At 58.7% G+C, this 22,136-nt stretch carries 21 protein-coding genes; 8 read left to right on the top strand and 13 right to left on the bottom strand.

All coding sequences use genetic code 11. The annotated features are described in order from the left end of the window. The first annotated feature begins 29 nt into the window (after window positions 1-29). Window positions 30-875 (top strand): pirin family protein, encoded by an 846-nt coding sequence (locus JC200_RS18400; RefSeq protein ID WP_274433167.1) that lies wholly within the window; start codon window positions 30-32, stop codon window positions 873-875. Here JC200_RS18400 and JC200_RS18395 read toward each other — a convergent pair. From JC200_RS18395 to JC200_RS18365, 7 genes are all read right to left on the bottom strand, one after another. Further along, window positions 829-2,073, bottom strand: a complete 1,245-nt coding sequence (locus JC200_RS18395) for a vWA domain-containing protein (RefSeq protein ID WP_274433166.1) — start codon at window positions 2,071-2,073, stop codon at window positions 829-831. The two genes, JC200_RS18400 and JC200_RS18395, sit on opposite strands and share 47 nt — an antisense overlap. Continuing rightward, the gene (locus JC200_RS18390) at window positions 2,061-2,912 is read right to left on the bottom strand and encodes an AAA family ATPase (RefSeq protein WP_274433165.1); all 852 of its coding nucleotides are present in this window, start codon (window positions 2,910-2,912) and stop codon (window positions 2,061-2,063) included. Before JC200_RS18390 ends, JC200_RS18395 begins: the two co-directional genes overlap by 13 nt. After that, complete coding sequence (locus tag JC200_RS18385) at window positions 2,905-3,390, bottom strand: SRPBCC family protein (protein ID WP_274433164.1); 486 nt, start codon at window positions 3,388-3,390, stop codon at window positions 2,905-2,907. Before JC200_RS18385 ends, JC200_RS18390 begins: the two co-directional genes overlap by 8 nt. 42 nt (window positions 3,391-3,432) lie before the next feature. Then, complete coding sequence (locus JC200_RS18380; RefSeq protein WP_274433163.1) at window positions 3,433-4,527, bottom strand: XdhC family protein; 1,095 nt, start codon at window positions 4,525-4,527, stop codon at window positions 3,433-3,435. Between the two features lie 190 nt (window positions 4,528-4,717). Further along, window positions 4,718-7,069 carry an aerobic carbon-monoxide dehydrogenase large subunit gene (locus tag JC200_RS18375; protein WP_274433162.1) on the bottom strand — a complete coding sequence of 784 codons (2,352 nt, stop codon included), beginning with the start codon at window positions 7,067-7,069 and terminating at the stop codon, window positions 4,718-4,720. Next, complete coding sequence (locus tag JC200_RS18370; protein WP_274433161.1) at window positions 7,050-7,565, bottom strand: (2Fe-2S)-binding protein; 516 nt, start codon at window positions 7,563-7,565, stop codon at window positions 7,050-7,052. Before JC200_RS18370 ends, JC200_RS18375 begins: the two co-directional genes overlap by 20 nt. After that, entirely contained in the window at window positions 7,562-8,446 is an 885-nt protein-coding gene (locus tag JC200_RS18365) for an FAD binding domain-containing protein (protein WP_274433160.1), read from the bottom strand. Before JC200_RS18365 ends, JC200_RS18370 begins: the two co-directional genes overlap by 4 nt. Before the next feature lie 141 nt (window positions 8,447-8,587). On the opposite strand from JC200_RS18365, the gene JC200_RS18360 reads away from it, so the two are divergent. Then, window positions 8,588-9,745 (top strand): GAF domain-containing sensor histidine kinase, encoded by a 1,158-nt coding sequence (locus JC200_RS18360; protein WP_274433159.1) that lies wholly within the window; start codon window positions 8,588-8,590, stop codon window positions 9,743-9,745. Between the two features lie 17 nt (window positions 9,746-9,762). Next, window positions 9,763-10,407 (top strand): response regulator, encoded by a 645-nt coding sequence (locus JC200_RS18355; protein ID WP_274433158.1) that lies wholly within the window; start codon window positions 9,763-9,765, stop codon window positions 10,405-10,407. Window positions 10,408-10,451: 44 nt separating this feature from the next. Here JC200_RS18355 and JC200_RS18350 read toward each other — a convergent pair whose 3' ends face one another. Next, window positions 10,452-11,561, bottom strand: a complete 1,110-nt coding sequence (locus tag JC200_RS18350) for a YheC/YheD family endospore coat-associated protein (RefSeq protein WP_274433157.1) — start codon at window positions 11,559-11,561, stop codon at window positions 10,452-10,454. A 90-nt stretch (window positions 11,562-11,651) separates the two neighbouring features. On the opposite strand from JC200_RS18350, the gene panD reads away from it, so the two are divergent. Next, on the top strand, window positions 11,652-12,068 hold the full coding sequence (gene panD / locus JC200_RS18345) for an aspartate 1-decarboxylase (RefSeq protein ID WP_274433156.1): 417 nt from the start codon (window positions 11,652-11,654) through the stop codon (window positions 12,066-12,068). Between the two features lie 90 nt (window positions 12,069-12,158). Here the strand turns inward: panD and queF are convergent, their stop codons facing one another. Then, complete coding sequence (gene queF, locus JC200_RS18340; RefSeq protein WP_274433155.1) at window positions 12,159-12,524, bottom strand: preQ(1) synthase; 366 nt, start codon at window positions 12,522-12,524, stop codon at window positions 12,159-12,161. A 119-nt stretch (window positions 12,525-12,643) separates the two neighbouring features. On the opposite strand from queF, the gene JC200_RS18335 reads away from it, so the two are divergent. Next, complete coding sequence (locus JC200_RS18335) at window positions 12,644-14,128, top strand: RsmB/NOP family class I SAM-dependent RNA methyltransferase (protein WP_274433154.1); 1,485 nt, start codon at window positions 12,644-12,646, stop codon at window positions 14,126-14,128. A gap of 27 nt (window positions 14,129-14,155) precedes the next feature. Here the strand turns inward: JC200_RS18335 and JC200_RS18330 are convergent, their stop codons facing one another. From JC200_RS18330 to JC200_RS18315, 4 genes are all read right to left on the bottom strand, one after another. After that, the gene (locus tag JC200_RS18330; RefSeq protein WP_274433153.1) at window positions 14,156-15,775 is read right to left on the bottom strand and encodes a S53 family peptidase; all 1,620 of its coding nucleotides are present in this window, start codon (window positions 15,773-15,775) and stop codon (window positions 14,156-14,158) included. A gap of 713 nt (window positions 15,776-16,488) precedes the next feature. Beyond that, window positions 16,489-17,895, bottom strand: coding sequence for a serine hydrolase domain-containing protein (locus JC200_RS18325; RefSeq protein ID WP_274433152.1), 1,407 nt, complete (start codon window positions 17,893-17,895; stop codon window positions 16,489-16,491). 79 nt (window positions 17,896-17,974) lie between these two features. Further along, the gene (locus JC200_RS18320; RefSeq protein WP_274433151.1) at window positions 17,975-19,159 is read right to left on the bottom strand and encodes an acetyl-CoA C-acetyltransferase; all 1,185 of its coding nucleotides are present in this window, start codon (window positions 19,157-19,159) and stop codon (window positions 17,975-17,977) included. A 27-nt stretch (window positions 19,160-19,186) separates the two neighbouring features. Then, on the bottom strand, window positions 19,187-20,038 hold the full coding sequence (locus JC200_RS18315; RefSeq protein ID WP_274436589.1) for a 3-hydroxybutyryl-CoA dehydrogenase: 852 nt from the start codon (window positions 20,036-20,038) through the stop codon (window positions 19,187-19,189). 322 nt (window positions 20,039-20,360) lie between these two features. On the opposite strand from JC200_RS18315, the gene JC200_RS18310 reads away from it, so the two are divergent. From JC200_RS18310 to JC200_RS18300, 3 genes are all read left to right on the top strand, one after another. Further along, complete coding sequence (locus tag JC200_RS18310; RefSeq protein WP_274433150.1) at window positions 20,361-20,798, top strand: DUF2089 domain-containing protein; 438 nt, start codon at window positions 20,361-20,363, stop codon at window positions 20,796-20,798. Between the two features lies 1 nt (window position 20,799). After that, the gene (locus tag JC200_RS18305) at window positions 20,800-21,828 is read left to right on the top strand and encodes an SHOCT-like domain-containing protein (RefSeq protein ID WP_274433149.1); all 1,029 of its coding nucleotides are present in this window, start codon (window positions 20,800-20,802) and stop codon (window positions 21,826-21,828) included. 169 nt (window positions 21,829-21,997) lie between these two features. Beyond that, complete coding sequence (locus tag JC200_RS18300; RefSeq protein WP_274433148.1) at window positions 21,998-22,129, top strand: hypothetical protein; 132 nt, start codon at window positions 21,998-22,000, stop codon at window positions 22,127-22,129. Window positions 22,130-22,136 lie beyond the last annotated feature (7 nt).

Below are 22,136 nucleotides of genomic sequence, written 5' to 3'. Positions count from 1 at the left end.
CCGATTGCACACGAAAGAAGGACCAGCCAATGACACAGACACCCGTTTTCGAGCGCAGCATCAAACGCGTTTGGACACCAGAAGCACGGAAACAGAGCCCCATCCACACGGCTGCCATGGTGTTGGACCCGGACAATCACGCAGAAAACGACCCGTTCCTTCTCCTCGCTGAGGACTGGTTCGGGCATGGAACGTTCGATGAGCACCCGCACCGCGGGATTGAAACCGTAACGTACGTCATAGAGGGGAAACTGAGCCACTTCGACAACCGCTTTGGCGACGGTGCGCTCGAACCCGGAGACGTGCAGTGGATGACGGCAGGACGAGGTGTGATTCATAAAGAAGACCCGGCCTCTGGTGAACAGGTCCACAGCCTGCAACTATGGGTCAACCTGCCGCGCACGGAGAAGATGACGGAGCCGCGCTACCAAAACTTGCGCGCGAAGGACATGCCGGTCGTTGAAGGACCGGGATCGACTGTGCGGGTGTTCTCGGGAAGTTCGGCTGGTGTTGCCGCACCGACACAAAACCACGTCCCTGTCACCATGGTTGAAATCAATTTGCAAGAAGGCGCAGCGTTCACGCAAGATTTGCCGGGGGACTACAGCGGATTCTTTTACGTTCTTGCGGGCAGCGGTATGTTTGGCACCCCTGGCACAGAGGGCCGCAAAGGACAGACCCTGCTGCTCGGCGGAACGCACGGCGCGAACAAAAGCAGCGTGACGGTTCGCGCGACCACGCCGATGAAAGTGCTGCTGTACGCCGGGCAGCCACTTCACGAACCGGTCGTCTCGTACGGACCGTTTGTGATGAACACGCGCCAAGAGATCATCCAGGCCATCGAAGACTACCAGAACGGAAACTTCGTGCAGTAACGGCCGCCTGTGCGAACAATCCAGCGTCGACCGCTGCTTGCCATGTGGCGACGTCGTGGACATCCACAAACGCATCGAGGTACGGCAGTGCGGTGCGCATCGCGCTGATGGTCGGATCGTAGTCCTGCTCAAAAAGCAGAGGGTTTAACCAGACAATGCGCAAAGCGCACTGCCGCAACGCCTCGAAGGCGGTATGCAAACGCTCCGGATGCCCCGCATCGAAACCATCTGAGGCAATGACGAGGACCGTGTGTCTGTGGATGATGCCGCGGTGTCGGTCTAGCAATTCACTGAGACTATCGCCAATACGTGTTCCTCCCTGTAGCCCACTCACTCCCAAGTCGCGCTCGGACAACCCCGTCAATCCCCGCCGGCGCAACAAGGCGGTTACGCGCACAAGCCGCGTTGAAAACAGGAACACCTCGGCTCGGGCGCGCGAATGCAAAAATGTCCACGCCAGTGTCGTCAGAAAAGGCGCGAACGACTTCATCGATCCCGATACATCCATCAGCATGACGATTCGCGGCCTGTCGGGTGCCGCTCGTCGCCAGAGCCAGCGCTGCACCTGTCCGGCTGTCCGCATCGCGGTCTTTGTCGTGCGCCTTAGGTCGACTCGCCCGCGCAGAGCTGGCTCTAACTTGCGGCTGAGCGGGGCTGGCACGCGCGACACGGCGCGGCTGGTCACACGGGCTACCGCCTTTAGTATGGCTCCATCGACTTTGACTGCGTAGCGCTCGCCGACATCTCGACTGTACCCAGGCAGCGGCGACATCGCCGCGACTTTGACCTGTTCCTCTTCGCGCCACTCCGTTTGTCCTTGACCTCCCGCAGCAGCGGTTCCGACGCGGCGCTTCTCTTCAAAACGGCGCCCTTCGCCACGGAAGTAGCGGCGAAAGAGACTTTCAAAGCTCCCCCACTGCGCCGGACTTTTCGCGTACACCGCGCGCAGTGCGCAGATGACGTCACCCTCATCTGTCAGGTCGAGGTGTGTCAGTGCCGATAACGCCGCCTCCGTCTCCGGAGCAGCCGCTCGAAACCCGTGCGAACGCAGCCACGGTGCGAATCTTGAGACCTGCGCGACGACCTCAGCGGACACCCGTTTGCCGACCTCCATCGCATCAGCCTGCGCACTGTGATAGGTGTCGCTACTCGTGGGTTCGCGCGGTGTCTGTTCACGTGACGGGTCTACACGTTCCACAGTGTGGCAAGTCCCCTTTCGGTTACCCACGTCACATCTTCCTGAGTCTTGAGCAGGCAGCCTAATGTGAGGGCCGCTGTCTCTTCGTCAAGCGACTCTGTTCCTAACTCCGCTAGTGCGTTCGCCCAGTCGATCGACTCTGCTAGGCCGGGCGGTTTTAACACGGATGCGCTCCGCAACCGCCGCACCGCCCGCACCACCTGGCGCAACAGCCGCAAAGCGACGTCCGGCAAGTACATTTGCAGGATTGCCACTTCCTGGTCATAGGCGGGGTAATCAAGCCATTGGTAAAGACAGCGCCGACGCAGGGCGTCGGAGAGGTCGCGTGTGCGGTTGGAAGTCAAGATGACCAGTGGTCGACCCGTGGCACGCACGGTGCCGAGTTCCGGAATGGTCACCTGAAACTCGGACAGAAACTCGAGCAAGAGTGCCTCAAACGCTTCATCTGCGCGGTCCACTTCATCGATCAACAAAACGGGGGTCGGCTCTGCCCGCAAAGCCAACAGCAACGGCCGCTGGAGCAGGAATTCTTCGCTGTAGACGGACTCCGACGCACTCGTCCGAGGGTCCTGCACGGCCAACAACTGTTTTGGGTAGTTCCAGTCGTACAGAGCGTGCGTCGCGTCCAGTCCCTCATAGCACTGCAAACGGACAAGCGGCCGGCCCAGGACGTCAGACATCGCTTTCGCGAGCGCCGTTTTGCCGACGCCTGCCGGACCTTCGAGCAGGAGCGGACGCCCGAGGCGAACTGCCAGGTGCAGGGCCGTGACCAAGCTGTCGTCTGCGACGTAGCGAACGGCAGCGAGGTTTGATTGAAGCTGGCTGATCCCGTCATTCACCGGACGAGGCCACCTCACTGTGACTAGATTCGGCCGCATCCGCTTCCAGTGCAGCGCGGAGGTTGGCGAACACCTTTTCCGTGATTTTGCGCGCTTCGTTGTCGATCAAGCGCCCCCCAATGCTCGCAATGGGTCCGCTCACCTTGACATCACATTGCCAGGACAACTTTGTGCCTGGCTCCGCGTCATCCAGCGTCATCTCCGCCTGCATGTCGACGCCGCTGCCCATGCCGCCACCTTTGATGATGAGCGTCGTCTGTCGACCTGTCTCGACGACAGAGAGCGTACTCGTGAGGTCAAACTTGCCTCGAATGGGCCCGACCCCAACACGCACAAGGGTTCGGAACTCTGTGTCAGTGTGCACGTCGAGTTCCAAGAGGTCTGGAATACAAGGTCCCATTTGGTTCGGGTCGATGACGAACGCCCACACCTTGGCTCGCTCTGATTGAATCGTAAAGTCCCCTTGATACGTTCGCATAGTTTGCCCCCTTCGCCAGTCATTCCGTCTGTATACTGCCTGTCAGTTCGGAGATTGTCGCCCAACCTGTCGAACGGAGAGATACGCGTCGGGGTTGGCTTCAAACTTGCCCTTGCACCCTGCGCAGCAGAATCCGTAGGTGACACCCCTGTACACAGTCACGTACGCTGTGGTCGTGAGGTCGACCGTCATACCGCAAACGGGATCGACTACGCGGTCCTTACGAGCGGGTTCACTCCTCGACAAAGTCTGCCAACCGCACGCGTCGGGCGCCACAACTGCAGTTGCTGCTGCGGCTTCGTCAGACTGAGCGCCGCCGGATGCAAGAGGCTCCCACGTCCCGCCGCCACGGCGACGACGCTCGACGATTTGCGCAAGGATGCAGAGGGCAATCTCATCTGGCCCACTAGCGCCAATGTCCAGACCCGCCGGCGCAGCTGCGTGATCGCATAGACTTGCCGGCACGCCCGCGCTTTGCAACTCGTCTCGGAGCACTTGCCACCGCCGTGGGCTCGTGACGACGCCAAGGTAACTGAGCGGCCGGTCGGCCAAGGCAGTCACAGCATCGACGTCGTACAGTCCCATGGTCGCTACAACTCCGTACGTTGTCCGCTGTCTGTAACCTACCAGTGGCTTTCGCAACCGCTCAATCGGGTCGCCAATCCCACCATCCGGCGCCGCACTGCGCACATCCGCAGCGTTTGATTCCAGCGCTGACTGAACGGCTTCAAAGCCGAACTGAGGAGCGAGCCCACAAATCGCTAGTGCAATCGGCGACGCGCCGATCACGGCGAGCAGCGGACGTTGCAGCTTGGGTTCCATGAACAACTCCACAGCACCTTCGGAGTGGCACGTCATCGGCAGAACCAGCACACCTTCCCCCGGGTCAGTCGGTGGGTGCGCTGTGACGAGCAGCAACCTGCTCTCGCCAGCGCGCAGACAAGCCCGAGCTTGTTCCACGACCAGGGAGCGCGTGCAGTGCCCACCGACAAAGCCAATCATTTCGCCACCCGCCGTCACAACTGCCCGGTCTCCGACATTGGCTGAACTCGGTCGGACGCGGCGCACCACCGTCACATGTACGTACGGCTCATGCGCGGCTTCGAGTCGCGCGACGGCGTCGTTGACACTCTCCATTTCTGCGCGGTCCGGTACGCAGCGCGTCCGACCGCTCCCCCCTCCCAATTGCGTTTCAGCTTCGCGATGTCAATCGACTGTACTCTTTATACAGATTCTCCCGTCCCAATCCCTACCCCGGACACCGACTTTTGCGCGGTGCTCTTTGTCTTCATTTTCGCCAGCTCACTGTGCACGGCGAATCCAGATGTTACTCAGTCACCCCATGTTCGCGCAACACCTGCCACACCTTCCACGGCGACATCGGCATATCCATATGTGTCACGCCAAGCGGCGACAGCGCATCGACAACCGCGTTTACAAATGCAGCTGGGCTGCCCACGTTTGGCGATTCGCCCACGCCCTTCGCGCCAATCGGATGGTGCGGCGACGGCGTCTCTGTGCGCGCCGTTTCCCAGCGCGGCGTGTCAAGCGCGGTCGGCACCAGGTAGTCCATCCAGTTTGGCGCCAGGCAGTTGCCGTCTTCGTCGTACGGGATGTCCTGCATAAAAGCAATCGCAAACCCTTCCGTCAGTCCCCCGTGAATCTGACCTTCGACAATCATCGGGTTAATCACGCGGCCACAGTCATCGACAGCGAGGAAGCGGCGCACAGAGACTGCCCCGGTGCCCTTGTCGATGTCAACCACCGCGATGTAGGCGCCGTTCGGGAACGTCAGGTTCGGCGGGTCGTAGTAGTACGTCGCCTCAAGCCCTGGTTCCATCCCTTCCGGCAGGTTCGTATACGCGGCAAACGCGACGTCTTTCATCGTCACCGCGCGACCCGGCAGTCCCGCCGCGCTGAACTTTTCGCCGTCCCACGCGACGTCGTCCTCGCCAACTTCCAGTAGGTGTGCCGCCAGTTTTTTCGCCTTCTCACGGATCCGGCGCCCACACAGAGCTGCCGCCCCACCGGCGGTCGGTGTCGAACGGCTAGCGTAGGTCCCGAGCCCGTACGGCGCGGTGTCCGTGTCGCCTTCTTCAATCAGCACATCGTCCGCTGTGAGGCCAAGTTCTTCCGCGATAATCTGGGCAAACGTCGTCTCGTGCCCTTGACCCTGGTGACGCACGCCTAGGCGGGCGATGACCTTGCCAGTCGGGTGTATGCGAATCTGTGCGCTGTCAAACATTTTGATGCCCATAATGTCAAAGGTGTGGCTCGGACCAGCGCCGACAATTTCCGTAAACGTCGAGATGCCGATGCCCATCAGCTCGCCGCGGGCGCGTTTCTCAGCCTGCTCTTTGCGCAGTTCGTCGTAGCCGATGAGGTCCAGCGCCTTCTGCAAGGTGGTCTCGTAGTCGCCGCTGTCGTACGTCCAGCCGGTTGGCGACAAATACGGGAACTGCTCTTTTTGGATGAAGTTGCGCAGCCGCAGTTGCGCAGGGTCGACGCCGACTTTCTGCGCCAACACGTCGATGGCGCGTTCAATCAGGTACGACGCCTCTGTGACCCGGAACGAGCAGCGATAGGCAACCCCACCAGGGGCCTTATTTGTGTACACGCCGTCGACCTCGACGAAGGCGGCCTTGAAGTTATACGACCCGGTCACGATGCTGAACAGCCCGGCCGGAAACTTGGTCGGGTCGGCGGCGGCGTCGAAAGCACCGTGATCGGCGACCGTCTTCACCCTCAGACCAAGCACTGTGCCGTCTTCTTCGGCCGCCACCTCAACGTGCATGTGGTAGTCGCGCGCAAACCCGGTGCTGCTGATGTTCTCTGTGCGCGTCTCAATCCACTTGACCGGTACACCAAGCGACAGCGACGCGACAATCGCGCAGACATAACCTGGGTACACCGGCACCTTGTTACCAAAGCCGCCGCCGATGTCCGGCGAGATGACGTGGATTTGGTGTTCTGGCAAGCCGCTCACGAGCGAAAGCACCGTGCGGTGGGCGTGTGGCGCCTGCGACGTCACGTACCAAGTCAGTTTGCTTGTCGCGGTGTTGTAGTCGGCGATGCACCCGCACGGTTCCAGTGGCGACGGATGAACGCGCGGAAAACGAACAGCTTGAGAGACAATCACAGGAGCGTCCGCGAACACGTTCTGCGTCTCTTCGCGGTCACCGGCCTCCCAGTGAAAGATTGAATTCGTCTTCTGTTCCCGGTCGTCACGCAAAATCGGCGCCTCCGGTGTGGTCGCGTAGAACGGGTCGACGACCGCGGGCAGTGCGTCGTACTCAACCTCAATCAACTGCAAGGCGTCCTCTGCTTGTGCACGCGTCTGTGCCACGACAGCAGCAACTTCCTGGTACTGAAACAACACCTTCCCGGTCGCGAGCACCATCTGGTTGTCACCGGCCAGAGTAGGCATCCAGGCCAGGTTCAGCTTTGCGAGGTCCTCGCCTGTGAGCACCAGTTTCACACCGGGCGCGCCCTGCGCAGCGGACGTGTCGATGCGCCTTAGCACCGCATGGGCGTACGGACTGCGCAACAGGGCCATGTGCAGCATGCCGGGGAGGACAATATCATCCACGTAGCGCCCTTTGCCGCGGATAAAGCGTGGATCTTCCTTGCGGGTGATGGACTTGCCAAACGGACGAGCTTCACTCGGCGAGAGCGCCACTGACAGCCACCTCCTCTGTCGTTGTCTGTTCGTTCGCGCGCATTCTGGCAGCGGCGTTCTGAACCGCTTTGACGATGTTCACGTAGCCGGTGCAGCGACAGATGTTTCCGGAGAGGCCGAAGCGAATGTCTTCCTCAGTCGGGTCCAGGTTCTCTGCCAACAACGCCGACGCCGCCATCAGCATGCCGGGCGTGCAGTAACCGCACTGCAGCCCGTGTTCATCCCAGAACGCTTGCTGCAGTGGGTGTAGACCGCCCTTCTGCTCAAGCCCTTCAACGGTCGTGACTTCGCAGCCATCAGCCTGCACCGCCAGCACCGTGCAAGACTTGACTGGCCGGCCGTCGAGCAGCACCGTACAGGCCCCGCAGTTCGTTGTGTCACAACCGACGTGCGTGCCCGTGAGGCCTAAAGTCTCACGCAGGAAGTAGGCAAGCAGGGTTCGCGGTTCCACATTCTGCTCACAGACACTCCCGTTCACTCGGACAGTGATGTTCATGAGACCCGCTCCTCTCCACTCTGTTCCGCCCTTATTTCCGTCAGCGCACGCCGTGCGAATACGCGCAGGAGGTCACGCTTGTACTCTGCCGTGCCGCGCAAATCAGAGGTGGGTTCGGCCGAATGCGACACCAATCCAGACACGTGTTTAATCACGTCCGCAGTCAGGCTCTGTCCGACGAGTGCTTGCTCCGCCTCAACCGCCCGCAACGGTGTTGGTCCACAGGCGCAAATCCCAATCCCCGCTTGCGACACCACACCGTTCATGTCTGTCTCAACCTGCAGGGCCAGGCCGACAATGGCGAAATCTCCCGCCTTGCGCTCGAGCTTCATGTAACGCGCATGCGGCTCTCCTGTTGGTGTGGGTACGTACACCGCGCTAACCAACTCGCCTTCATTCAGCGCCGTAGTGAAGGTGTCCACAAAAAAGTCATCGATAGCTATCCGCCTACGACCTGACTTCGACGCGACCTCCACTTCTGCGTGCAAAGCGAGCATGGTCGTACCCCAATCGGATGCCGGGTCGGCATGAACAAGCGACCCTGCCACCGTCCCGCGGTTACGGATGGACGGGTCGGCAATCCAGCGTGCAGTGCGCGCAAGCAGTGGGTAGACAGGGACAAGCTGGAGATTACGTTCGAGATCACTGTGATGTGTCAGGGCACCGATGCGCAGATACCCGTCTTGTTCGCTGATACCCTTCAACTCTTCAATCTTGTTGATGTCGATCAGCAGTTCTGGCGCTGCCATGCGCAGCTTCATCATTGGCAGAAGACTGTGGCCTCCAGCCAAGAGCTTGCCGTCCCAGGGGTTCGCTTCGAGCAGGTCAAGCGCTTCCTCGAGGGTTTCCGGTGCGCGGTAGGCAAAGTTGTTGGGAAACACGTACATCCCTCCTTCTCCAACCCAATTATCAATGAACTATTCGCAATCTATTGTATAATTCAGTTGTGGTGAGGTTATAGGCCCCATTCGGGTATTCCTGAGTACCCGAATGGAAGCGGATTCAGAAAGGCGGTGCACGTGATGACGAAATCTACACGCACCCCCGACATCTCGCGCATGCTGACCGATACTCTGACTCGCCTCGGACCGCTGATGGATGGTACACCAGACGCGTGTTTGCAGGCGGTGATTGACTCAGCCCGCAGCTTGGTTGGCGCCGATTACGCCGGCCTGATTGTGCTAGACCGAGAAGAACCGACTTCCTACCGCTACTTTAAGGTCTCTGGATGGGACCGAACCCCGCACTCTTTCCCACGTGGCCATGGTGTTTTTACGCTGCCAGCGAAGACCGGACAGTCGCTGCGCATCGAAGCCGTACCGAGTCATCCGCTGTCGGTCGGAACACCAGGCGACCACCCGCCAGTGAATGCCTTCCTCGGTGTGCCAATCGCCTGCAACGAGGCCATTCTCGGTTGCATGTTCTTCGGCAAACCCCGCGACGGAGGCGTTTTCACCCAACACGACGAGGACATCATGGTCGCGTTCTCGACGATTTCTGCCATGATCATTCAGGTCGTCGACCAGAAAGACGCGGAGCGTACGGCGATTATTTACGGAGAGCGCCGCCGGATCGCGAACGCCTTGCACGACACGCTGTCGCAGTCGTTGTTTGTGCTCCGCAAGGAATTCGAGCAGTTAACGCAGCAGCTCAGCCTAGAGCTGACGTCTGACGTGAAGCACAGCCTCAGCCAGTTGCAGGACCTGGTACAGCTGTGTCAATCCGACCTCCGCGCAGCCCTGTTTCAGTTGACCGACACAGCGCCACACCCGAGCATGCACTCGCTCGCACAAATGGTTCAAGAGTTCGAGCGGACAACCGGGATCAGTACACAACTCCTGACGGAAGGCGACTTTGGTCGCCTCAGCGCGCCGATTCGGCAGGTCGTGACGAAGGTAACGGCAGAGTCTCTTGCCAATGTCTACCGTCACGCCCAGTCCGACATCGCAGTCGTGCATGTGGCGGTGAACGACGAGCTCGCACAACTCGTCATCCAAGACGCAGGCATCGGCATATCCGAAGAGGCTGTCCGGTTGATCATCCATCCGACCGGGCACTTTGGCCTGCACTCCATGGCGCAGAGTGTGCGTGACGCAGGTGGGCGCCTGTCTGTATTTCGAAACGAGGATGGCGGAACAACCGTGCAGTGTGAGTTTCCTGTCCGGAACCCCATTCCCTAACAAGAGGAGGGTCTCTCATGGCGTCAGGCCGCGTCGTTGTCATTGACGATCATGACCTCGTTCGGATCGGCCTTCAGAAGACATTGACGGACTCTGGTGTCGAGGTCAGCGGCAGTGCAAGTACAGGACGGGAAGGGCTTCTACTAATCCGGCGTGAACTGCCTGATTTGGCCCTCGTCGACATCCGCATGCCGGACATGAGCGGGATTGAACTGTGTCAAGTCGTCCGCGCTGAAGGGCTACCCGTGAAGTTGTCCATCCTCACGTCCTATGTCGACCAGGACGTTCTACACGCCTGTGTGCTTGCGGGTGTCGACGGTTACTTGTTGAAGGATGCGCCAAACGCGGAGTTGATGACATCGATCGGTCAGCTGCTTGAGGGGAAGTCGGTGCTCGACCCGACCATCACTTCCTACGCGATGAAGTGGCTCCAGGAACCAGCGCTATCAACGCGAAAAAAGCGGGGCAAAGACGCGCTCGACCTGCGCGACGTCGAAGTTCTGCGACTGATGGCAAAAGGCTGTACGAACCCGCAGATTGGACAGCGCCTGTTCCTCTCGGAGAACACGATCAAGGTGCTAGTCAACGACTTGTATCGACACCTCAACGTGAAAGGACGCGTCGAAGCCGTGATGGAAGCGCACCGACGCGGCATCTTGTAATTCCTCCTTCAGTCAGACGACAGGAAGAACCTTGGGGAGGCATGTCAGCGACGGCGGCTCGCGAGGTACAATGCGAAGTCGGCGTTCAGTTCAGCTGAGCGTCTGCGCGCATCAGCGCTCAGCAGCGCACGTGCTGGCTTGGGATTCGCCTCAATCATCCAGACGTGACCGCCTTCGTCAACACCAAGGTCGAACCCGATAATCCCCGCATTTGAGTGCCGCTGACCGATTGCCCGAGCTAAAGCCAGACCACTCTCTTCTAGTTCACGGACCGGCACAGATTTCCCGTAGCGACGTGCCAATTCTTGACACTCTGCGATGGATACCAGCGAACCCCCTGCAATAATGTTTGAAACCACACCGTCTTTCGCCGCCAGTTTCGGCACCACGCCGACCATCTGCCACTCACCGCGACGACCGCGTTGACAGACGACGCGGAAGTCCACTTTTCGCTCCCCCAATGTCAGCAAGGAGATGCCTTGCTGCACTAGGTACGGATAGCGCGACCGCACCTGTAGCCACGCCCGTAACTGTGGCTTTGTCAGGAGGCGCCGCGACGTCCCGATGCGGGTTTTCGTACGGTCGAGAGACACCCGATAACGGTCGCCTGCCTGAGCCTCAACTCGTGTGACACCCATCCCACCATAACCACCGATCGGCTTGATATAGGCAACGCGCCAGCGCACAATCCGCCGAATTGCAGCGTCGACATCGGCTAGACGCAGCGTTTCTGGCACGTACTGACGTACTTCCGGCGCGGCAAGCAGCTTCATGACGCGCCATTTGTCGGGAAGCGGCGGGTTGAACAACGGAATGCCGTGGGCGCGAGACATTTTTCGCAGGTTGGAGCTATATCCTTTCACCGCGAGGTGCACGAACACATTTTCATAAATCGCGTCAGGCAGCGGAGTTTGCGTCCGCTGCCAAGGGCCAAGTGGCAACGCCGAATCAGCTGGAACCCAACCATCCACATGACCTGCTCGCCAGTTGACGTGGATGGGGTCAAAGAGCACATATTTACCGCCCCCGCTGTGCACACGTCGCGCCATTTGGCAGTAATATAGGGGTGGACGCAGGATACGACGTCCCCCCGTCGCGCGCAGTTTTGGCACTACGGTGGTCGCCGTACCGATCCACGGAGTTGCTGCGGCCATGCCCGTCACCTCCAAAATTAGACCCTGCACAGTATATGACCCGGTGTCCGGCGCGTCTGTGCGGATGCCCAGATTGGAGGCGTTACAGCCTTGTTGAGACGAGTATGTAAAGGAAAAATTCATCGAGCAACCGTCACCCAAGCAGACCTCAACTACATGGGCAGCATTACTCTAGACCCCCTGCTCATGGCAGCGGCGGACATCCTGCCTTATGAAATGGTGCAGATTACGAACCTCTCAAACGGGATGATTTGGCACACCTACGCCATCTCTGGTGTCGAGAACGCCGGCACTGTCTGCCTGAACGGCCCGCCTGCGCGGCACTTTCAACCCGGTGACAAGGTGATTATCCTGTCGCTTGGACTGGTCGACGACAAAGAATGGGAAACACTGCAACCCAATGTAGTGTTCGTGGATGAACGGAACAAAATCCAATCCATCGTCGAGCATCGCCCAAGTGACAGTTTCGACGACCAAGTGGTTGGCATCGAGGACAATGGCCCCTAAGACGTTAACGAGGGACAGGTCTAGACCTGTCCCTTCGTCTGGCGGAAATAAATCTTCCGGCCAATCTCTCTTATGCGCGTATGCGTGCGCCTATGCGTGCGCCTCTTCCCGGTAGGTCACCGTTACTTTGGTAGCGATACCACCGCGAACCCAAAAGTCACCCGTGATTTTTGCAAACCTCGGTTTTGCTGCTGAGACGAAATCGTTCAGGATGAGGTTTGTGACGTCCTCGTGAAAGTGCCCTTCATCGCGAAAGCTCCACAGGTACTGCTTGAGCGATTTTAACTCCACGATGTGGTCCTTCGGCTGATAGTGAATGGTCAGGGTTGCAAAGTCCGGTTGCCCGGTCATCGGGCACAAAGTCGTGAATTCTGCGCAGTTCATCTCGACGTCATACACCGTGTTCGGGTGTGGATTGGGTACGACAACGAGTTCTTTTGATGGCTGTGAGGGCATGGTTCCCCATCCTTTCTCTTTTTGCAATGTAACACAAACACACCAGCGCGATTTTAACAGAATACCTGCAGAAAGAGAATGTGGTACAGTGACCTGAAGAAGAATTCGGAGGGGCTACCATGTCCATGAACTCGTCACCGCCGCCTCTGCCACCTGGTTTTGTCGCCGAGATGGACAAGCGCCTGGGTACAGAGTGGCCAGAGCTACGAGACGCGCTCGACGCGACCGCAAACCGCGCGGTGCGCCTGCACCGCGTGAGCAGCAAGAACGACCCAGGTCAGTTCCTTCCCATTCCCGCTGCCATTGCAAAGCACCTTGGCCCCGCAGTTCCCTGGACGACGGATGCCTTTTACATTTCCCAGGACGCTCCACTCGGCAAACTGGTGTACCACGAACTCGGCGCCTACTACCTACAGGAGCCGTCTGCTATGGCTGTGGTAGAGGCACTCGCCCCCAGGCCCGGAGAGCGTGTCCTTGACCTCTGCGCAGCCCCTGGGGGCAAGACCACCGCGATCGGCCGTCGCATGCAAAGCACCGCATTTGGCGTCGAGGGTCTGCTCGTAGCCAACGAGATTCACCAGACACGGGTGCGTATCCTCGGCCAAAACCTCGAGCGGCTTGGCGTTGCTGCACTCGTGACGAACGAGTCCCCGGACCGCCTCGCAACTGCTTGGCAGAACCAGTTTGACGCCATACTCGTCGACGCGCCCTGCTCGGGAGAAGGTATGTTTCGAAAAGATCCCGATGCGCGCCTCGAGTGGTCCGTAGACAGCGTGACCGCTTGTGCGCTCCGTCAGCGCGACATCCTGCAAAGTGCTGTGCGTATGTTGCGCAAAGGCGGGCGACTCGTCTATTCGACTTGCACCTTTAACCCGGAGGAAAACGAACAAACCATCGCGTGGCTGCGCGACAACTTTGACATGACACTGCTCCCGCTCCCAACGTGGCCGGGATGGGATGAGGCGAGACCCGACTGGGCAGACGGCAATCCGGACCTGGCGAACGCTCGACGTCTCTGGCCGTACCGTGGTCGCGGCGAGGGCCACTTCGTCGCGTTGCTCCAAAAAGAGGGCTCCGTCGACAGCGGTTCTGTAACTACGGACGGAATCTCCACGCGCAAAGGCGTCGCGTCAGGGGCCGCCCGACTCTCCGCGCGTGAAACCCACGAGTGGACAGCCTGGCTCCGAGAGACCACCCGTGGCGCCGACCTGCCCGAAGCCTGGCAGAATCCGCGGCTCGTCGGAAATGCCCTGTTCACCGATCAGACCGGTGCCTTACCGCTTGACGGGTTGCGCGTGCTCCGCCCCGGCGTCTGTATCGCGACGCGCAAAGGTGTGAGGTTTGAGCCTCACCATCAGTGGGCAATGTCGGTCCAGAGTGTGGACCCAATCAACCCGCTCGCCAACGCCGCATACAGCCTAAATGCTGCGGAGACATGTCAGTTTATTACCGGACAAGCGCTCCCGCAAACGGGCGCGACAAAATCGAGCTACGTCTGGGTCCACCTCAACGGGTTGCCAGCGGGGTGGGCAAAGCAGGTCCCGGGACGCGTCAACAACCTGTATCCAAAAGGACTGCGTCGAGTGGACCTGCTGCCCGAGTAAATGGGTCCTCCGCGGTGGACCGTGATGCTACTTGCTGAGTGCGGCGATCAAATTCTGCCCGACGGGACTGCCAAGCCCCGTACATGCATCCCAACCGGGACCTGCTGGATAGATATCCCCTGTGAGATTGGGGTCGTTGTTCCCACTTGTGATGTCCCGAAACGCGTTGCCGCTACTTGGGATACTGTAGAGAATTGGGTTGATAAACCCTGCTGAATGTCCCAAGCTGTGGTTCGCGAGTGCTAGGAGTCCTGCCCACAGCGGCGCAACGGCGCTTGTTCCGCCGATTGCAAGCTGCTGCCCGTCGACAAGTACCTGATACCCTGTAGCGGGGTCCGCGTCCCCGGCTACGTCAGGGACACCGCGCCCCACTGTAGCGCCTGGGTTGGCCGAGGGCGGAACGTGAGCGTTCGCTTGCCAACTCGGCAGCGGGAAAACTGCGCTGACTCCCCCACCCGTGGCACCGCCGCTCGTCCCGTCGTTCCACACGGTCTCACTGGAAATGCTGCTACCCGAGCCAATTAACCGTGTTCCGCCGCAAGCGAGTGCGTATGGAGCTGAAGCGGGAAAGTCAACATGGAAGTTGCCATCGTTGACTCCATCAGTGGACCCGTTGTCACCAGCGGCGCAGCATACTGTGACGCCGAGAGCGGCGGCATCCTGGAGAGCGCTGTTCATCGCCTGCATCGCCTGCGTTGACCACGAGATTTCAGGTCCGCCCCAACTGATCGAAATGACAGACGGTTTGTTGGTGGTGTCGTGAACGGCTGCCTTAATGGCGTTGAGAAACCCAGCGTCCGTGTTCGGTGCAAAGTACACCGCGATCCGCGCACCGGGTGCGATGGACGCCGCAACTTCGATATCGAGATCAACTTCTCCATCCGGGCCCCCCGCGTTGCCGGTTGGTTGATTGACGGCCCCGTCCACAGAGACCGCTGTCACAGAAGGCAGCGGCAGACCGAGGTCTGTGAAGTACTGGTCGATGTTCTGTGTGCTATATCCCCCGCCGAGCTCAATGATCCCGATACATTGGTCTTTGCAGTTCGCACCTGTCGGAAAGTGGTACAACTGGGCAACTTGATTTGGTGTGTATGAAATTGGGGTACCCGCTCTATGGGGCGTCGACTCTACGTCTGGGCGGAAAATGCGAAAGTGCGGCTTAGCCTGTGGGCGATTGTCAAGGCCGAGAACGGCTGTCACGACCCCAGACAAGTGTTCAGGGATGCGGACGGGCCCCTCGTGTCCTCGATAGGAGAAGTCTCTGTGTTGGTAGTCTCCGAGTTCAATCCCGAAAGCGGCGTTCATCGCTGCGACCCTGCCCGACATCACGACGGTGCGAGACGCGGTATCGATGCGCTCTACGCTCAGACTGTATTCCTTGGCGAATTGCTCAATTTGCGCGACATCACCGGGATAGGCTCCGTGAACTGATGCGAATTCTTCGCGGCTGACGTAGGTTCGGCGAACAGGAGGAAGCACGCTCATTTCCTCGACTCGTTGGCTCAGTTCCTCCGCCGACCGACGTCGCAACAGAACCGTCACGAAGGTCCACTGGCTGGAGTCTGTGGGCCCTACATACGTGGCCCCTGGAACGATGGTACGCTCACTGCCGTCAACACGAACACGCTTCAACGACGTCTCGTTCATAGCCATCATCCTCCCTATTCTGTTCCGTCAATTAGAGCAACCCGTTCACCCCACATAGAGGACTAAATTTTTTGAACATAGTATAACTTGTCTGTCTACTGGTGTTCAAAGAGGAACTTGCGTAGGAAACGCGCGTAAGGGACGGCTTGTGAGAGGATATGGCAACTACGCGCCGCTGTTTGCGACGCACGCTGTTTGCGGCGCACGACGAGTGAAACAAGTGTCGCGAAAGCGGGTGTCTCGCACCCGTTGTTATTCCTGCTGATGCTCAGCTTCGAGGTTTTCCGTATAAAAGCGACTCCTGTACGCTGGGTGTGTGATGGGTCGATGCCCTAAGAACCCTAGCTAGGAGGCGCTAACATGAAGTCTAGTGTAATTTCGACGGCGAATCAACGTGTGGAACGAATTACCGCCTCTACCCTCATCCCACTTTAGGTGGACCTGTGTGTTCCTAAGATCTCCAGCGTCTTCCAGGATGTCGTCTCGCAACGCGATCCCGAATCGTCGTTCAACGCCTTCTACCGCCGTCTACCTCCGGTTAGCGACACTGGTGACGCTAATCACTGACGCGAGGCTACCACAGACACGCATGAGCGGAAAAAATGTCGCTAAATCGGATTTTCGCAGCCGTTAGCGACATTTTCGACAGCCCCCGCCCCAACGCAACGCACAATCAGATCCCGGTAAACTCCCCCGGTTGCAGCCAATCTGCGTCAGTTGAAACTGATGCGCGCCACCTTTGCGAGTCGCTGACGCCACCTATCCAGCGGCCAGTAGGTGCTACCGGCGTAGACCATCCGCTCTACCCGGCCGTCCTCTGCATGGAAGTGTACAAGTTCACCCTCCGATCCGCCGCTGCTGGTCTCCACGATTTTGAACGTTTCTCCATCGACCCACTCGAGTTTCTCCACCATTGCGACAGGGTTCCATCCACCGCCGTATACAGCCGCGAGGTCGTCCCCCGTTGCGACGATATCGAATGGTCCGCGCAGGTTTGAGTATGTGCCTTCCAGATGAGACCAGTCGTGATCGGCATCAGCGGCTGTATGTTTCTCAAAATAGCTGATGACTTTGTAGATCCCGGACAAAATGCCTTCAGCCGGGCCATCCACCGCGTTCGTCAGGACTGTCACGACCAGTCCTTCTTTCGGGTCTGCCATGGTGTTCGTAATACAGCCAGGAAAGCCGCCACTGTGACCGAAGGTCTGACGGTCTTCGTATCGGCGCAAAATAAAGCCGAGACCATACTCCGTGTCACGCGGTCGAACTGGGCTTTGCATCGGCCATTCCGGCCGCTGCATCTCCTTTTTCGACTCGTCCTGTAGGAGCTTCCCGGAACCGACCATCTGCGCCGTAAAATACGTGCACAGGTCTTCCGCTGTGGAACAAAAGCCGGTCGCCGGGGACATCAAGTGAGTGCTGATGGCGGCGATCGGCAACCGGTTCTTCGGCTCTGGACAGGTATAGCCAGTGACGAGGTCCTCGGCCGACGGTTGGTTCAGTTCTGGCCGATACTCCGGAAATGTGCTGTGTAGTTCCAGTGGCCGAACAATTCGGTCGAGCACAAACTCGTTATAGGACTGTCCAGATACACTTTCGATAACCAACCCCAACAACGTGTAGCCGTAGTTGGTGTACTTCATTTTGGTGTTGTTGTCGAGGATGAGCCCAGTCTCGGACATTTCGCTGATGAACCGATCGACATCGGGAAATGGCCGTTCAACCTCCCAGTAGTCGGTGTTGAGTCCGTCCCGAATAATACCTGCCCCATGGGCCAAGAGTTGGCGGATAGTTACGTGCGTGAACCGACTGTCTTTGTGGTTTTGCAGCCACGGCAAGTATTCCGCCGCATAGTCGTCGATCCGAAGCCGGCCCTCTTCTGCCAGCAGCATTACGGCTGTGGCAGTGAAGGTTTTGGAGTGAGATGCGATGCGAAAGACGTGTCGAGGCGTCATCGGAACTTGGTGTTCCAAATCTGCATATCCGTAGGCCTCATTCATCAGCATCTCACCCTGATACGACAGGCCGACGACGAAGCCTGGAACCGTCTCTTCTTCGTACCGCCGGGTGAGCCATGACTTGATGTAGCGAATTGCGTGTTCGAGCGCGTCTCTGTTCACGAAGGGCCCTCCCAAGAATTGATCAGAACTCCGCCTAGACTGTTGCGTCAAAGGATTGCTGTCTCAAAGGATTGCTGCCTCACCGGATTGCTTCGATGACGATCGCGATCCCTTGACCCCCACCAATGCACAGCGACGCCACACCGTAGCGGTCCCCGCGCTCGCGCAGTTCGTACGCCAAAGTCAAGAGCAACCGCGCGCCACTCGCACCGACCGGGTGTCCAAGCGCGATCGCTCCGCCGTTTACGTTGGTCCGGTCACGCGGCAGGTCGAGTTCTTTCTCCACGCTGATGTACTGCGATGCGAATGCCTCGTTGACCTCAAACAGTGCAATGTCCTTTGCGTCGAGTGCCGCAGCCGCCAACGCCTGGCGAATGGCAGGCACCGGGCCGATGCCCATGTAAGCTGGGTCGACGCCAGCGACGCCGTAGCTGACCACGCGGGCAAGCGGGTTGTACCCGTGCTGTTGCACAGCCTCAGCGGACGCGACCAAGACCGCCCCGGCTCCGTCATTAATCCCGCTCGCGTTTCCCGCCGACACCGTGCCCTCGCGGTCGAACGCCGGCTTCAGCTTCGCAAGGCTCTCCATGCTTGTGTCGGGCCGGATGTGTTCGTCGTGTTCGATCACGGTATCGCCCTTGCGCCCTTTGATGGTCACCGGCGCGATCTCCTTCGCGAGCCGCCCGGACGCGCGCGCTGCGGCCGCTCGTTGGTGGCTGAGCAGAGCGAACTCGTCCTGCTCTTCGCGAGAGATGTTGTAGCGTTTGGCGAGGTTCTCCGCTGTGATGCCCATCGGCAGGTTCCCGCGGCAGTCGGTCAACACCTCAGACAGCAGGTCGACCGCCTTCCCATCGCCCATCCGCATTCCAAACCGTGCACCGCGCAAGAGATACGGTGTCTGGCTCATGTTTTCAGCGCCGCCGGCGAGGCCGACTTCGCTGTCGCCGAGCAGGATATCTTTCGTCGCTGAGACGACCGCCTGTAGACCGGATCCACACAGGCGATTGACCGTGAGAGCGGGTGTACTCTGTGGCACACCTGAGTCAAGCCCGATGTGGCGCGCAATGTAGGCTGCGCCGTTGTGTCCCCCGATGACGTTGCCGAACACCACGTTATCGACATCGCCAGGGTCGACACCTGCGCGCTCCAGCGCTGCCTTGGCAGCAACTGTACCGAGTTCTGTCGCGTTGACGCCTGTCAGGCCACCGCCAAATGATCCAAACGCGGTTCGCGCCCCTTCGAGCAGAAACACCTGTCTTGCCATCGACCATCTCTCCTTCGTGTGGCAAAGTTATTCGTAGCTGTAGAAGCCTCGGCCGCTCTTGCGTCCAAGTTTGTTCGCGCGGACCATTTGCCGTAACAGCGGAGCAGGGCGATACTTAGGGTCGCCAGTCTCACTGAACAGCGTTTGTGCGACAAACAGCAGCGTATCGAGCCCGACCAGGTCAGCGAGCGCCAGCGGGCCAATCGGATGATTTGCACCAAGCATCATGCCCTTGTCGATGTCTTCCGGGCTTGCCAGCCCTTCCTGCAAGACAAAGATAGCCTCGTTCAGCATCGGTACGAGAATCCGGTTGACGACGAACAGCGGCGCCTCTTTGACGTCGATGCAGTCTTTGCCCATTCTCTCACACACAGACATCGCTACTTCCACTGCGTCTTCGGAAGTGTCCTGACCACGGATGATCTCGACAAGTTTCATCACCGGTACCGGGTTGAAAAAGTGTGTGCCGATGACAAGGTCGGGTCGCTCCGTTGCGGACGCAATCTCCGTGATCGACAAACCGGACGTGTTCGTTGCCAGAACGGTTTCTGGTCTGCAAACCTGGTCTAGTTCGCGAAACAGCAACTTCTTCACGTCCATCTTCTCTGTTGCCGCCTCAATCACGTACTGCACCCTTGCAAACTCCGCAAGGCTCGTACTCGGTTTCAAACGGCGCAGGAGCGCATCACTGTCTGCTTGACTAATGCGGTCCTTACGCACATCGTGCGCCATGCGCGCGGTGATACTTGTAAATGCCCGTTCGACTGCTTCCTCACTGACGTCGTAAAGCAACACTTGGTACCCTGCAGCAGCGGCTGTTTGGGCGATACCGGCTCCCATCGTGCCTGCGCCCACAACCCCGACCTGATAGACCTCCATGCCGCGCTCCCCTTCCTCTACGCCGACTGGAACTGTGCAGTTGTCAACCACGTTTCCGCTGCGGCGGCGCAATCATTTCCACCTTATTATGACACGGAGTGAGACGCGTCGTCAGCCCGCAGTTCAACACAATCCAGGCGTGACTGAACGGACCTGCGCGGCGACGGGCAGCGAGTGTGCACGGTTCATCCAACGTGCAGGTGAAACTTAAATTCCTACTCACATATTCACACTTGTTTAACATCTGTATTGACAATATTAAGTATTAGTTTTAACATCGTTAATACAAACAGGCAGGTTCATCAAAAGGGAGTGACCGTCTATGAAAGTGCGGCGACCAATTCGAGTTCTCCAATCCATCCGAGGCGACGTTTCTGCATATCCTGCACCCGTCCATTGTCCGGCATGCCAGAGTCGCATGATGGTGACTGAACTCACCTGTCCGGAGTGTGATACGTGCGTCCAAGGCGCGTTTGAAGCCCCTGGACTACAACGCCTGAACGCTGAGCAACTGCAGTTTGCCGAGGTGTTCTTACGCTGCCGCGGGAACATTAGAGAGGTCGAGCGTGAGCTCAAGATCTCCTACCCAACGGTTCGTTCGCGTCTCGACCAAATCATTCAGGCAATGGGTTATAGCGCGCTAGAGGGCACAGATGACGAGTCGGCTTCCCGAAGCGTCACCACAGCGGCACTCGACGGACTCGACGCGGGCACTCTTTCGTTTGAAGATGCACTCGAACTGCTGAAGGGAGATAAGTGACATGAGTGAAGAGCGAAAACGAATTCTGCAACTCCTTGCTGACGGAAAATTGACCGTAGAACAAGCCGACCTGCTGTTGGCTGAAGTGAACCGAAGCACGGGACGGAAACCATCGCCAAGAAAGCTTGATCTCAGCCTGTCCAACCTCCCTAGCATTGACCGAGCGCGGCTGGAGGAATTAAAACACATCGGCTCACAGGTGACTGCAGCGGTGTCGCAGTCGTTAGGCGAGGTGCGCCGGCAGGTGGAGCAACAGATTGAGACTTGGAGCAGCGGTCCGTCCACTTCTACGTTATCGGCTTCTACCGAAGTATCACTGCCTGAGTCGGTTCAGACAGTCGCAGTGGAAGCGCGCAACGGACGCATTCAGATCACGTCGTGGGATGAGCCCACAGTAAGACTGCACGTACGCGGTCAGGTGAAAGCAGAGAGCCTGATGGATGCCAAACGGGTGCTGGAGAGTTCACTGCAGGCAGACCGAAGTGACGACAGCTATCAATTGACCATCGCACAGAGCAAAGATGCAGTCGTCAGTACCAATGTGGACATCTACGTGCCGCGCAAATTTGGACGCCTAATCTGCAAAACACACAATGGCACCATCCACGCAGACACACTTGACGCCGTCAATTTACAAGTTGATTCGTCGAATGGAAACATTTGGGTTCACGAGGCGGAGGTCGAGCGCCTTCGAGCCACAGCCGAGTCAGGGAATATCGAACTCCTACACAGCATCACAAGCAATTGTCGCAGCGTATATGCATCGACCAAAAACGGAAAAATCAGCGTCGATGGCATAGCTGCTGACTTACACTGCGTCGGTACCGCCACGACGGTGAACGGGAAAATACAGTTTAGCGGTGACGTCACGCACGAGTTTGACGACCCTGCCCGGCCGAACCACGCCCGCTTCGAACTAAATCTGAACACTTCTGATGAACTGGAGCCAAGCGACACTTCCGCGACGCGCGCGATAGAGTCGTACATTACGCTGGAAACAAAGAACGGCGGAATTCGCGTGCGAGTGTAGAGAGACACACCTCTGTGGCACAAACGGCTGTGCAAAGATGACATGTGGGTGCTCGCAGTCGAGCACCCACATGTCATCTTCCACGAACGCTGTATGGTCAAATTGAATTGAAAACCGGTGTTTGGAGAAAACTTACGATGAGGACCTAATTGGACAGGAGTGCATCAGCTTGCGCGACCACCCACTGTACTTTGCCCTGTGCGTACTGTTCGCCATTGCGCTCGAGTTCATCATCCTGCGCCGCCTACGTGACCACAGCCGGAGTGAAGAAGACAGGAAGACAACCCCTGGGCCAAAGTGAAGCCAGA

It is taken from the genome of Alicyclobacillus sp. ALC3 (genome assembly GCF_028751195.1).
In the GTDB taxonomy this organism is placed as follows: domain Bacteria; phylum Bacillota; class Bacilli; order Alicyclobacillales; family Alicyclobacillaceae; genus Alicyclobacillus_L.
The sequence above is the reverse complement of the archived record's forward strand: the minus strand, read 5'-3'. Positions and strand labels throughout refer to the sequence as shown.